The sequence below is a fragment of the Chloroflexota bacterium genome (assembly GCA_015478725.1).
Taxonomy (GTDB): domain Bacteria; phylum Chloroflexota; class Limnocylindria; order Limnocylindrales; family CSP1-4; genus C-114.
The window spans coordinates 245,115-258,141 of the sequence record JADMIG010000001.1; the positions used below are offsets into that span (position 1 = coordinate 245,115).

10 protein-coding genes are annotated in these 13,027 nt (G+C 72.0%); 8 read left to right on the plus strand and 2 right to left on the minus strand.

Annotated features, from left to right (window positions below; all coding sequences use genetic code 11):
- The first annotated feature begins 51 nt into the window (after positions 1-51).
- Complete coding sequence (locus IVW53_01100; GenBank protein MBF6604167.1) at positions 52-2,061, plus strand: ATP-dependent DNA helicase UvrD2; 2,010 nt, start codon at positions 52-54, stop codon at positions 2,059-2,061.
- 349 nt (positions 2,062-2,410) lie between these two features.
- On the opposite strand, the gene IVW53_01105 is transcribed toward IVW53_01100, so the two are convergent.
- Together IVW53_01105 and IVW53_01110 are read right to left on the minus strand one after the other, a co-directional pair.
- Complete coding sequence (locus IVW53_01105) at positions 2,411-3,913, minus strand: replication-associated recombination protein A (protein MBF6604168.1); 1,503 nt, start codon at positions 3,911-3,913, stop codon at positions 2,411-2,413.
- Positions 3,914-3,948: 35 nt separating this feature from the next.
- On the minus strand, positions 3,949-4,248 hold the full coding sequence (locus IVW53_01110) for a hypothetical protein (protein MBF6604169.1): 300 nt from the start codon (positions 4,246-4,248) through the stop codon (positions 3,949-3,951).
- 250 nt (positions 4,249-4,498) lie between these two features.
- On the opposite strand from IVW53_01110, the gene IVW53_01115 reads away from it, so the two are divergent.
- The 7 genes from IVW53_01115 to IVW53_01145 all read left to right on the plus strand — a co-directional run bounded on the left by IVW53_01115 (position 4,499) and on the right by IVW53_01145 (position 13,026).
- Entirely contained in the window at positions 4,499-5,011 is a 513-nt protein-coding gene (locus IVW53_01115; GenBank protein ID MBF6604170.1) for a DUF4446 family protein, read from the plus strand.
- Between the two features lie 70 nt (positions 5,012-5,081).
- Positions 5,082-8,276: an ATP-dependent helicase gene (locus tag IVW53_01120; GenBank protein MBF6604171.1), complete on the plus strand. Its 3,195-nt coding sequence runs from the start codon at positions 5,082-5,084 to the stop codon at positions 8,274-8,276.
- Positions 8,273-9,079: an HAD family hydrolase gene (locus IVW53_01125; GenBank protein ID MBF6604172.1), complete on the plus strand. Its 807-nt coding sequence runs from the start codon at positions 8,273-8,275 to the stop codon at positions 9,077-9,079. The genes IVW53_01120 and IVW53_01125 overlap by 4 nt, the downstream gene beginning before the upstream one ends.
- 23 nt (positions 9,080-9,102) lie before the next feature.
- Positions 9,103-9,477: a hypothetical protein gene (locus IVW53_01130; GenBank protein ID MBF6604173.1), complete on the plus strand. Its 375-nt coding sequence runs from the start codon at positions 9,103-9,105 to the stop codon at positions 9,475-9,477.
- A gap of 119 nt (positions 9,478-9,596) precedes the next feature.
- Positions 9,597-10,709: an agmatinase gene (gene speB, locus IVW53_01135; GenBank protein MBF6604174.1), complete on the plus strand. Its 1,113-nt coding sequence runs from the start codon at positions 9,597-9,599 to the stop codon at positions 10,707-10,709.
- Positions 10,710-10,723: 14 nt separating this feature from the next.
- Complete coding sequence (locus IVW53_01140) at positions 10,724-11,527, plus strand: methyltransferase domain-containing protein (protein ID MBF6604175.1); 804 nt, start codon at positions 10,724-10,726, stop codon at positions 11,525-11,527.
- Positions 11,528-11,880: 353 nt separating this feature from the next.
- Positions 11,881-13,026: an AAA family ATPase gene (locus tag IVW53_01145; protein MBF6604176.1), complete on the plus strand. Its 1,146-nt coding sequence runs from the start codon at positions 11,881-11,883 to the stop codon at positions 13,024-13,026.
- Position 13,027: the final 1 nt, after the last annotated feature.

The following is a 13,027-nucleotide window of genomic DNA, read 5'->3' on the forward strand; positions in this document are numbered from 1 at the left end:
GGTCGGACGACACCGCCGCCGCTCGGCCGGCGAGCCCACGATGAGCTCGGGGTGAACCGGGACCCGCTGGCGGCCGAGCGGCTGCTCGAAGACCTCAATGACGCCCAGCGCGAGGCGGTCCGCACCACGAGCGGACCGGTGGCGATCCTCGCCGGCGCCGGGACCGGCAAGACCCGGGTCATCAGCCGCCGAACCGCGTACGCGATCGCGACAGGCGTCGTGGCGCCCGCCGACATCCTCGTCGTCACGTTCACCGACAAGGCCGCGGGCGAGATGGCCGAACGGCTCGCGGCGCTCGGCCACCGATCGGTCACCGCCCGGACGTTCCACGCCCACGCCCTGCGTCAGCTCCGCCACTTCTGGCCGTCGCGCCACGACGGCGACCCGTTGCCCGCGATCCTCGAGTCGAAGTACCCCATCGTCGGGCGGCTCGCCCGGGCGCTCCCGGGCGGGTATCGCTTCACTCCGGCGAAGGACCTCATCGACGAGATCGAGTGGGCGAAGAGCCGCCGCATCGCCCCGCGGGCGTATCCGGTCGCGGCCGCGACCCGAGTTCCGCCGATCCCGGTCGAGCTCTTCGCTCGGCTGTACGCCGACTACGAGACGGCGAAGGAACGCGCCCGACGGGTCGACTTCGACGACATGCTCACCCTCACCATCGAGCTGCTGGAGACCGATGCGGAGGCGCTCTCGGTGGTCCAGTCGCGGAAGCGCTGGTTCAGTGTCGACGAATACCAGGACACGAGTCCGCTCCAGGAGCGGCTGCTCGAGCTGTGGACCGGCGAAAGGACCGACCTCTGCGTCGTCGGCGACGAGGACCAGACCATCTATACGTTCACCGGCGCGACGTCGGAGTTCCTCACCGGGTTCGCCGCCCGCCACCGCGATGCCCGGGTCATCGCCCTCACGGAGAACTACCGCAGCACGCCACAGGTCCTCGAGCTCGCCAACCGGCTCATCGCTCATCCCGGTCGCCAGAAGGTGCTCGTCCCGACCAGGCCTGCCGGACCGTCGCCGAGCATCCGCGGGTATCCGGACGCGGCGAGCGAACTTCAGGCAATCGTCGCAGAGATGAGCCGCCTCGTCGGCAGCGGGGTCGCCGCCGTCGAGATCGCCGTCCTCGTCCGGATGAACGCGCAGCTCGCACCGATCGAGCAGGAGCTCACGAAGGCGGGCATCTCCTATGCGGTGCGGGGCCAGCGGTTCTACGAGCGCCGCGACGTCCGCGATGCCATCGCCATCATCCGGCGTGGCAGCCTCACGGAGACGGGCCCGGCGCTCCTCGATGCGATCGTGGCCCGCTGGCACGACGAACTCGGATACGAGCCTGGCGTCGACCCGGACGGTCCGGAGGCCCGCGAACGAGGCGCGGCGTTCGCCGTGCTCGTCGCGATCATCGCCGAGGGTGCCGTCGCGGATGCCGGGCTCGACGCCGAGACGGTCCTGGCGGACCTCGCGGGTCGCGATGCGGCCGAGCGTGCCGGCCAGGGCGAGGGTGTGAACCTCGTCACGTACCACCGCGCGAAGGGGCTCGAATGGGACGCGGTCTTCCTGCCGATGCTGGAAGAGGGGAGCCTGCCGATCCACCACGCCTTCGACGACGAGGCCTCGCTCGACGAGGAGCGCCGCCTGCTGTACGTCGGGATCACTCGGGCCCGAGTCCACCTCGCCCTCTCATGGGCCGAGTCTCGAGCGGGCACGGCGGGTCGCGAGGCGCGCCGACGACCGAGCCGATTCCTCGCCGACCTCGCGCCGGCACGGTCAGCCCGGCCGCCGACCCGCCCCCGCGGTCGCGTGACGGTCCTGCCGGACGCGATGGCCCGACCGGTCGCGAAGACCGGCGATCCGCTCGCTGACGCGCTTCGCGCCTGGCGCCTCGAGCGTGCCCGAGCCGATGAAGTGCCGGCCTACGTCGTCGCGCATGACGCGACGCTGGCCGCGATCGCCGAGGCGCGCCCGGGATCGATCGCCGCGCTGCGGCGCGTCAAGGGGATGGGACCCGCGAAGCTCGACCGTTACGGCGCGGAGATCCTCGAGATCGTGGCGGGGGTTCCTGGCTGATCGGGGTGCCCCACGGGTGCGGCGGCCTGAGCGAGCGGTGATTCCCCACGGACCTTGGATAGCGCAGACCCGCCCGGCTGCTGCCGGATCCGATCGCCCGGCCGAGTACGTCGCGGCACGCCGATCCTGACAGAGGACCCCCAGGTGGGCGTTGGTCACCGACTCTCCACGTGGCGCTCGCAGACCTGAGCGTGGTTCGGGACGAGCGGGAGCGTGGACGCTGCCAGATACCCGGGTTATGGCGACCTGTCACGATCCGACTGACCAGTGCCCCCCTGATGGCCATCTGCCGGAACCTGGGACGGAGGGCTCGATCCGATGGGCAATCTCGTCACCGACCCGTCCCGAGCTACTCCTCGGCGTCGGCGCGCTGGGTACGGGCGAGCTTCCGCCGACTCTCGGTGTGCGCCTTCGCACCGTCGCCCATGCCGACCATCGGGTCACCGCCGGGTTGGGGGACCCGCTTCGGTCGGTCCGCTCGTCGCGCCCGGCGTTCCGCCATGTACTCGCCGATGCGGCGCTCGACCCCCTGGTCGGATGGGACGTAGTAGCGCCGGCCGACGAGCGCGTCGGGCAGGTACTGCTGCTCGATATCCGCTCCCTCGTAGTCGTGTGGGTAGCGGTAACCGGCCGCATCGCCGGTCTCGCGACGCTGGCGGTCCGTCGCTGCGCGGAGGTGCCGCGGGACCGGCTGGGATCCGTGCCGCAGCACGTCGTCCATCGCCGCCGCGTAGGCTCGACCGACCCGGTTGGATTTCGGCGACACAGCGAGCGTGATCGTCGCCTGGGCGAGCGCGTACTGCGCCTCCGGCAGCCCCACCCAGTCGAGCGCCGATGCGGCGGCGACCGCGACCGACAGCGCCCGGGGATCCGCGGTGCCGACGTCCTCCGAGGCGCTGATGATGAGCCGCCGGGCGATGAATCGCGGGTCCTCGCCAGCGGCGATCATCGAGGCGAGCCAGTAGAGCGCGGCGTCCGGGTCATTGCCGCGAAGGCTCTTGATGAATGCGCTCGCCGTGTCGTAATGGCCGTCGCCCGCCCGGTCGTAGGTGAGGACCCGCTGCTGTGCCGCCGCCTCGACGTCCTCGAGCCGCGGGGCGAGCCGACCGTCCGCGTCGCGGGCCTCTTCCGCATCGGCGAGCGCCACCGCGCCTTCGAGGATATTGAGGGCCGACCGTGCGTCGCCGCCGGCGATGTCGACGAGGTGGGCGAATGCATCCTCGGGAAGGGCCACGCCACCGGCCGGACCCAGGTCGCCCGCGAGTCCACGCTCGGCGTCGGACAGCGCTCGGCGGACGACGGTCGCGACATCCGCGTCGCTCAGCGGTTCCAGGCGCCAGACGCGCAGGCGGCTCAGGAGGGCGGAGTTCACCTCGAAGTACGGGTTCTCCGTCGTCGCCCCGATGAGGGTGACGGTGCCATCCTCGACGTGGGGCAGGAGCGCGTCCTGCTGCGCCTTGTTGAAGCGATGGATCTCATCGAGGAACAGGACGGTGCGGGTGCTGCCGAGCGTCAGTCGCTCCCGCGCGTTCGCCACGATCGAGCGGACGTCCGCGACGCCGCTCATCACCGCCGAGAGGGTCTCGAAGTCGGCGCCGACCGCGGTCGCGAGGAGACGGGCGAGGCTCGTCTTGCCCGTCCCGGGCGGACCCCACAGCAGGAGCGAGCCGAGATGACCGCGAGCCAGCGAGCGGCGGAGCGGGCCGCGCTCGCCGACGAGGTGCTCCTGGCCGACGAACTCGTCGAGATCCCGCGGGCGCATCCGGGCGGCGAGTGGTTGCCGCCCCGGCGGCGGAGCGAAGAGCGCCTCCGGGCGGGCGCCTCCGGCGGCGGTCGATCGGCGGGCCGGCATCGTCGGATGGTACCGCCGCCGTGCCCGCGGGAGGATCAGAGACGGACGACCCCGGCCACGTCGATGAGGATGAAGAGCACGAACATGACCCCCAGGAGCGATCCGCCGACCCGGACGATCCGTCGCACGTCGCGGGCGACGTAGGCGTATTCCTCCTCGGCGCGGGCGGCAAGCAGACTCCCGTCCCGCGTCCGCACCATCGTCGCGCGACCACCCGCCTCGTCGCGGCGGCGATCGCGTCCGCGGATCCGGGTTGCTTCGGCGGCCCGCTCGTCCGCGACCAGCTGGGCCTCGATCTCCGCGGCCCGAGCTTCCTCCGCTGCGGTGAGCGACACCGCGGGTCCGCCCACCGGCCGGGCAGTGGCCGGGCGCGCCGCCGGGCGGGTCGCTCGGGCTGCGGGTGGCCGCTGGCCCGGTCTCGTTCGCTGGCGTTTCGCCATGGGTGCGGGATGCCTCCGGTCGTCGTCTCGTGGGCGGTTCGGACCGCCGACGCGGAAGGATAGCATCGGGCGCGTCGGGCCCGACTGCTAGACTCGGGTCCCCGAGGAGGACCGCCCCATCGACCTCTCGCTCGCCTCGCCGGCGGTGGATCTCATCATCGCTGCCATCGCGCTCGCCGTCGCGGTCGCGGTCGGCGTCCGCTCGATGCGGCGGCTCGCACGGCTCGAGGCCCGCGTCGTCGCGCTCACCCGGGGTGCGGACGGGCACACCCTCGAAGCCGTCATCGGCGCACATCTCGAGACGGTCGACGCGGTCGCCCGCGAGCTCGCCTCGGTGGCTGCCCGGACGGCCATGCTCGAGGCCTCCGGACGGCGCGCGTTCCAGCGGCTCGGGCTCGTCCGCTACAACCCGTTCGAAGAGACGGGCGGGAACCAGAGCTTCGTCCTCGCCCTTCTCGATGCGGACGACGATGGCTTCATCCTCACCAGCCTCCACACGCGCTCCGGGACCCGCGTCTATGCCAGGGCCCTCACCGCTGGCCGGTCCGAAAACGCCCTGTCGGGTGAGGAGACGGAGGCGCTCGAGCTCGCGCGCGCCGCGGCGAAGGGCAGCCCCGCGACCGCGGACCATCCGACGGGGTCCGCCAGGGCCGAGTGACGGCCAAGCTGTCACGGATGCCGTCCATGATCCGCTCGTGGTGGCAGGCCGACCGTCGTATGACCCCCCAATGAGTGCACCTCATCGACGGCGCGAACCCGCCCCGCTCGAACAGATCCCCGTCTGGGGTGTGCCGCCGACGATCGTCTCGACCGCCGCGGGGCATGGCGAGGGCCTGGGCGGGCTTCTCGACGGCCTCAATGTGGAGCAGCGCCGCGCGGTGACGCACGACCGGGGGCCGCTCCTCGTCGTGGCTGGGGCCGGTACCGGCAAGACGGAGGTGATCACCCGCCGGATCGCCTGGCTCATCGCGACGCGGCGGGCGAAACCCTCGGAGATCCTCGCCCTCACCTTCACGGACAAGGCCGCCGACGAGATGGCGGTGCGGGTGGATCAGCTCGTGCCGTATGGCTACACGGACACGGCGATCTCCACCTTCCACGCCTTCGGCGATCGGCTCGTCCGCGAGTTCGCGCTCGAGGCGGGACTCTCGTCGGATATCCGCGTCCTCTCCCGGGCGGACGTCGTCGTCTTCCTCCGGGAGCGCCTCTTCGGATTCGAGCTCGACCGATACCGGCCCCTCGGCGATCCCACCCGCTTCCTCGACGCCCTCGCCGGCCACTTCAGTCGGTGCAAGGACGAGGACATCTCGCCCGCGCGGTACCTCGGATACGCCAGCCGGCGGGTTCAGGACGCACGCGCCGCATGGACGTCCGGCGACGAGGGCGCCGCGGCGGAGCTCGAGGCGGCGGAACGTCAGCTCGAGCTCGCCCGAGCGTTCGAGCGGTACCAGGAGCTTCTCGGGGCCGCCGGCTACCTCGACTTCGGCGAACAGGTCGCACTCGCCCTGCGGGTCCTCCGGGACTCGGCATCGGTCAGGGCCCGCGTGCAGGCGCGGTTCCGGTACATCCTCGTCGACGAGTTCCAGGACACGAACCGCGCCCAGGCTGCACTCGTCGGCCTCCTCGCCGACCGCCACCACGACATCACCGTGGTCGGCGACGACGACCAGTCGATCTACCGCTTCCGTGGCGCGGCGATCAGCAACATCCTTGAGTTCCGTGAGCGCCACCGCCGAGCCCGACTCGTCGTGCTCCGGCGGAACTACCGCTCCCGCGCTCCGATCCTCGACGCGTCGTATCGCCTCATCCGCCACAACGATCCGGACCGTCTCGAGGTGCGGGCCGGGATCGCCAAGCGACTGCGGCCCGAGCGCCGCGCGCACGGAGCCCGTCCGGTCCGCGTCGAGTCGTTCGCCACGGGATCGGACGAGGCGGACTGGGTCGCGGCGGAGATCCGGCGCCGGATCATCACCGGCGCCCGGCCGCGCGATCACGCCGTCCTCGTGCGGACGAACGCGATGGCCGATCCCGTGGTCCGGGCGCTCGACGCGGCGGGCATCCCATGGCGGTTCTCCGGGACGTCGGGCCTGTACGCTCGACCCGAGGTCCGGCTCCTGCTGTCGGCGCTCCGCGCGATCGCCGACCCGGGCTCGAGCACGGACGTCTATGCCCTCGCCGCCTCGGAGGTCTACGGCCTCGGCGGCGAGGACCTCACCTCGATCGTCACGACCGCGCGACGGCGGAACCGCTCGATCTGGGAGATCGTGGAGGAGCTTCAGCGGCAGCCGGGGCTCATCCGTCTCTCACCCGCCACCTCGAAGACGCTCGCTCGCTTCGTCGACGACCTGCGGCGCTGGGTGGCCCTCGCCCACGAACGATCGTCCGGCGAGGTGCTGTACACGTTCCTTCGGGAGTCGGGCCTGCTCGCTCGCTGGTCGGCGGCGGACAGCGTCGCGGCCGAGGAGACGCTCCGCAACGTCGCCCGTTTCTTCGAGATCGTGCGCGTCCGCTCGGAGCTCGTCGCGGATCCTCGAGCGGCGTTCGTCGTCCCGCACCTCGGCGCACTCCTCGAGGCGGGGGACGATCCGGCGACGGCGGAGCTCGATCCGGACGCCGACGGGGTCGCCGTCCTCACCGTCCACAAGGCGAAAGGGCTCGAGTTCCCGACCGTGTTCATCGTCGGCCTCGTCGCCGGCCGGTTCCCGGCGCTCGATCGACGGGATCCCCTCGGGTTGCCGGCGGCGCTCCTCGACGAGGTCGTGCCCGAGGGCGACGCGGGTCTTGCCGAGGAGCGCCGCCTCTTCTACGTCGCGATGACCCGCGCCCGCGACGAGCTCATCCTCAGCCACGCCCGAGACTACGGGGGGGCACGGGTCCGCCGTGTGTCGCCGTTCGTCGTCGAAGCGCTCGACCTCCCCGCCGCGGCCGCGGAGATCGTCACCCCGTCGCCGCTCGAGCGGCTCGCCCGCCACGGTCGTGCGACGGCGCCCATCGCGGAGGACCGGCCGGTGCGAGTGCGGCCCATCGGCGAACCGCTGACGCTGAGCTTCGGGGCGATCGACGCGTACCTCGGCTGTCCGGCGAAGTACCGCTACGGGCACCTCCTCCGGATACCGACACCGCCGCATCACGCCCTCATCTACGGGGCGGCGCTCCACGTCGCCGTCTCGGCCTTTCATCGCCGTCAGGCCGGCGGGGAGGTGATGTCGGAGGCGGATCTCGTCGCGGCCTTCGAGGCGGCGTGGTCGAACGAGGGCTTCCTGTCACGCGAGCACGAGGAGGCACGACTCGAGGCCGGGCGGACGGCGCTCCGCCGTTTCCGTGCGGCACAGCTCGAGGCGGACGCGGTCGTGCCGGCCTCGGTCGAACGGGAGTTCACGTTCCTCCTCGACGGCGATCGGATCCGCGGTCGCTGGGATCGGGTCGATGTCGAGGCCGGTCCCGCCGACGGCACGGGGATCGGCGAGACCTCGACGATGGAGGCGGAAGTAGCGGGAAGCGCCGCCGAGCTCGGCCCGACCGCGGCCGGTCCGAACCGCAGTGGTCTCGCCCCGGACGTCGTCGAGCCGACCCTGCGGCTCCTCCCGCGCGAGCGGGTGACCATCACGGACTACAAGTCCGGCGACGTTCGCGACCCCGCGGTCGCCCGGAAGCGGGCCCGGGAATCGCTGCAGCTCTCGATCTACGCGCTCGCGTACGAGGCGCAGACGGGACGGCTTCCGGACGCCGTCCAGCTGTGGTTCCTCGACTCGGGGCTCGTCGGACGGGCGGAGGTGGACGACCGCCGGATCGCCCGGGCTCGAACGCTGATCGCGGCCGCGGCGACCGGCATCCGGGCCGGCGACTTCACCCCGCGCCCGGACCCGGTCGGATGCTCGTATTGCCCGTATCGGGACATTTGTCCGGCGAGCGCCACCGCGTGACCGGATCCAGAACGCGGGCCGCGGGTCGGCTTCACCCGGTCGCGATCACCTTCGACTTCGGCAACACGCTCGTGGCGGTGCGTCGGGACGCGCTCGAGCTGGTGGTCGAGCGGCTGGCGATCGAGGTCGACCGCCGCTCCGGGCCCGTTGCGCGGCCGGCGTTCCTCGCCGCGTGGCGCGAGGAGCGGGTCCGCCAGTTCGCGGAGGAGATCCCGGAGGGTCGCGAGGTGGACCTGGAACAGCGGGTCGTGCGCGTCCTCGCCCGCCTTCGTGGGATGCCCCCACCCGCCGTCGGACGGCGCTGGGACGACGCGGTCGCGGCAGTCATGTCCGACGCCGCGGAGCGGAGCGCCGCCGTGGAGGCCTACAGCGCGGCGTTCATCGCCGAGGTACCGGTACCGGATGGCGTGGGTGCCCTGCTCGCCCGACTCGCGCAGCGCCACCGTCTCGGTGTCCTGTCGAACTGGCCCCACGCGAGGACGATCGACCGCTTTCTCGGGGCGGCGGGATGGTCGCCGCTGTTCCAGGCGACGATCGTCTCGCAGCGCGTCGGAGCGATCAAGCCGCGGCCGGAGATCTTCCGTGCCGCCGAGGCGGCGCTCGACGCGGAGCCCGCTTCGATCCTCCACGTCGGCGACGACTGGGCGGCGGACGTCGTCGGGGCGAAGCGAGCCGGCTGGCTCGCTGCGTACCTGCCGGGACGGCAGGGGGATTCGCCGCTTCCCTCGAGCGATCCCGACGACGCCGTGCGGGCGGATCTCCTGCTCGACGAGCTCGGCGACCTCGTCGATCGGCTCGCCTGACCGCCGGCTAGACTCGCAACCGCATGGAATCGCGCGATCGACTCGGGAACCTCGCGGTCTTTGCCGCTGCCGCGGCGGTCTGGGTGCTCGTCGGGATCGTCGTCACGACTCGCGATCCGCGCGTGGATCCGGCCACCGGGTTCGTCGGCGCCGTCCTCATCGGGGCGGCGATCGGCCTGACCACGATCCCCCTCTTCTGGCTTGCCGTGTTCGGCCGCCATCGGCGCATCGCGTACCGCGGTGACTGGCTCCGGGCGAGCCGGCGCGGTGGCTGGGTCGCCATCGTCGTTGCGCTGTTCGTCGCGCTCCGGCTCCAGGGAGCCCTGCAGCTGGCGATCGCGCTCTTCGTGCTCACGATGGTGACCCTCGCCGAGGGCTGGCTGTCCGCTGACCGCTGAGTCCGCCCCCGGTCACGCTCGTCGCACCGGGCGTATCATCGGCTCGACGCGCCCCGCTGGACGACGGACACGAACCGGCGGCGCCCCCTGAGACGGCCTCTCGTCGGCCGCGACGGGCGATGACGCCCGCGCCACCGCGCCGCCTCCCGGAGGAGTGCTCCGTGCCCGAACGTAACGGATCAGACCGCGACGCGGCCCGCGTCCCCGACTTCGCCGCGGTCAACGGCTGGGACGCCGAGTACGAGACGTTCGACGACTACGACCTCCCGACCTACGTCGGCCCGGTCACGTTCAGCCGCCTGCCATGGGTGCCCGACCCCGCGGAGATCCGCGCTCGTCGGGCGGACGTCGCGATCATCGGCGCCCCGTTCGACGACGCGGTGAGCCACCGCCCGGGGGCCCGCTTCGGCCCTCGCGCCATCCGCCAGGCGCAGTACACGACCGGGGCGCTCCATTCGCTGGCGCTCGGCATCGAGCCGTACGAGGTGCTCACGGCAGTCGATGCCGGCGATGCGAACATCGTCCCGGCCTGGACCGAGCGGGCCCATGCGCTCATCTACCGCAAGGTTCGTGACGTGGCGAGCAGCGGCGCGATCCCCATCGTCCTCGGCGGGGACCACTCGATCACCTGGCCCTCGGCGACGGCCGTCGCCGAGCTCCATCGACCCGGCTCGATCGGCATCGTCCACTTCGACGCCCATGCGGATACGGCGAGCGACGACTGGGGCGTCCTCGCCGGCCACGGGACGCCGATGCGCCGCCTCATCGAGTCGGGCGCGGTGGACGGTCGGAACTTCGTCCAGGTGGGGCTCCGTGGGTACTGGCCGCGGATCCCGGTCTTCGAATGGATGGCCGAGCACGGCCTCCGCTACCACCTCATGCGGGAGATCGAGGAGCGCGGCGCGGAGGCGGTCGTCGCCGATGCGATCGCCGAGGCGCTCGACGGGCCGGACGCGATCTACCTCTCGCTCGACATCGATGTCATCGATCCGGGGCTCGCACCGGGCACGGGCACGCCGGAGCCCGGCGGCATGCTCACCCGCGAGGTGCTCCGGGCGATCCGCCAGGTCGTGGGCGCCGTCGAGCTCGCCGGGATGGATGTCGTGGAGGTCTCGCCGCCGTACGATCACGCCGAGACCACGGCGATGGCGGCGAACCGGGCCGTCCTCGAGGCGATCAGCGCGCTCGCCGTGAAGAAGGCGGCCGGGCGCACCGTCCGGTTCGAACGCTGAACCGCGACGCCGCCATGCCGATCCTCGGGGCGACGCCGGAGGAGCGCGCCGCGCTGGCTCGCCTCTATGACCTCGACCTTCTCGATGCCCCGGGCGACCTCGACCTCTACCGGGCGCTCGCCGTCCGGACAGGCGGGCCGATCCTCGAGCTTGCCGTGGGGACCGGCCGGCTCGCGATCCCGCTCGCGGGCGACGGCCACGCAGTGTCCGGCGTCGACCTCGACGCGGCGATGCTCGAGCGGGCCCGACGGCGGCCTGTCCCGGGCGCCGACGGGTCATCCCGTTCGTCCGGTCCAGTCCGCTTCATCGAGGGCGACGCCCGGACGATCCGGCTTCCCGACGCCGGTTCCTACCACCTCGCATTCATGGCCCTCAATTCGCTCCTGCTCATGGGCGATCGCCGCGCTCAGGCGGACGTCGTCGCGACGCTCGCCGCCCATCTTGCGCCGGGCGGTCTCGCCGTGGTGGATGTGTGGGTCCCGGACGCTGACGATCTCGCCCGGTTCGACGGTCGGATCGTGCTCGAATATCCGCGCCGCGATCCCGAGAGCCGGCGCTTCGTGACCAAGGCGGCGAGCGCGGTCCACGACGCCGCGACCGGGACGGTCCGCCTCACGACGATCTACGAGGAGGGCGATCCGGGCGTGCCGGCGGTCCGCTGGATCCGCGAGGATCGCCTCCGGCTCGTCTCCGCCGATGAGCTCGTCGGCTTCGCGGAGGCGGCAGGGCTCACCGTCGAGACGATGGGCGGCAGCTACGATCTCGAGCCGCTCGCCGGCGGTGCCGATCGGGCGATCCTCGTCGCCGTCAAGCCGTAGGAACGCTGGCCGAGCGGCCGGGCTTGCCCCCGCGCGCCGGATACGCACTGGGTGCGTACTCGACGCGGCATTCGACGCGAGAGGTGACGTGGTCACCGTCCGCCGTTCGTGTTTCCGGGCCACCGTCGCGTCTTCCGCCGTCCACCACGCACCAGGCGCGTAAGCGACGCGAAATGGACGCGCTGGGATACGGCGAGGGGGCTGCACCCCACCCCCGGGCGCCCAAGGCTGCAGCCCTGGGCAGCCCGAGGTGGCGGGCGGACAGGCGAGCCGCCGCGCCGTCATCGTCCCGGCCTGCCCGCGACGGGCATTGCGTCTCGGCCGAGCGGCCGGGCTTGATACACTCGGCCGGCATGGCGACCACGAACCAGATCCGACTCCTTGTCGTCGAGGACGTCCCGCAGGTGGCGCAGTACATCCGCGGACTCCTCAACGCGCAGGCGCACATCAAGCTCCTCGACGTCGTCATCGAGGGTGCGAAGGTCGCCGCCAACGTCCAGCAGCTCAAACCGGACGTCGTCATCGTCGATGCGCTGCTCCAGGGTCGGGTCAAGGGTCTCCAGCTCGCCGCACAGCTCGCCCAGTCACGCTCGGGCGTCCCGGTCATCGTCCTCACGGTGCCCCAGAACCCCGTCGAGGTCGATCCCGAGCGAGGTGTCCACGGCGTGCTGTCGATGCCATTCAGCGGCTACGACCTCATCAATCGGATCCAGTCCATCCACGCCGCGTTCCAGGCATCGGATGAGAGCGGCGTCTCGCGGCTCATCAGTGTCTTCGCTCCGAAGGGCGGGGTGGGCAAGACGACGATCGCCTTCAATCTCGCGGTCGCGATGGGCCAGCGGGGGAAACGGACCGCCCTCATCGACGGGAGCCTCCAGTTCGGCGATCTCCGCTCCCTCCTCAAGGTTCCGGCGAACGCGCCGTCCATCCTCGACCTGCCGACCGACCGCATCCAGGAGTCGGATCTCCAGGACGTCCTGTGGCGAGACCCCTCGGGCATCGACATCCTCCTCGCCCCACCGCGGCTCGAGATGGCGGAGATGGTGACCGTTCGCGACGTCGACAAGGTCCTGTCCATCCTGCGGCGGGTCTACGACGTGATCGTGATCGACACCGCGCCGGCACTCGGGGACGTCAACCTGTCGCTCCTCGACGCGTCGGACACGATCCTCGAGATCGTCACCTACGACTCGACGACGATCCACAACACGATCGCCGTCGCCGATGCGTTCCGCACGATCGGCTACCCGGCGTCGAAGGTCGAATACCTCGTCAACCGGGTGGACTCGCCGGGTGGCCTCCAGGCCGCCGATCTGGCCCGCGCGCTCGGCCGCGTCCCCGAGCACGCCGTCGTCTCGGACGGGCTCCTCGTCGTCGAGTCGAACAATGAGGGGGTACCGTTCGTCCTTGCCAACCCGACGGCCCGCATCAGCGAGGACATCGCGCGCATCGCGGCACAACTGCTCGAGGGCCGAGTCCTCGTCGCGGCGCGCGGCTGAT

Excerpts from the sequence above, each read along its gene's own strand:
- IVW53_01105 (MBF6604168.1), bottom strand. The coding sequence starts at position 3,913 with ATGCCGGCCCGCCGATCGACCGCCGCCGGAGGCGCCCGCCCGGAGGCG.
- IVW53_01120 (MBF6604171.1), top strand. The coding sequence starts at position 5,082 with ATGAGTGCACCTCATCGACGGCGCGAACCCGCCCCGCTCGAACAGATC.
- IVW53_01130 (MBF6604173.1), top strand. The coding sequence starts at position 9,103 with ATGGAATCGCGCGATCGACTCGGGAACCTCGCGGTCTTTGCCGCTGCC.
- speB (MBF6604174.1), top strand. The coding sequence starts at position 9,597 with ATGACGCCCGCGCCACCGCGCCGCCTCCCGGAGGAGTGCTCCGTGCCC.
- IVW53_01140 (MBF6604175.1), top strand. The coding sequence starts at position 10,724 with ATGCCGATCCTCGGGGCGACGCCGGAGGAGCGCGCCGCGCTGGCTCGC.
- IVW53_01145 (MBF6604176.1), top strand. The coding sequence starts at position 11,881 with ATGGCGACCACGAACCAGATCCGACTCCTTGTCGTCGAGGACGTCCCG.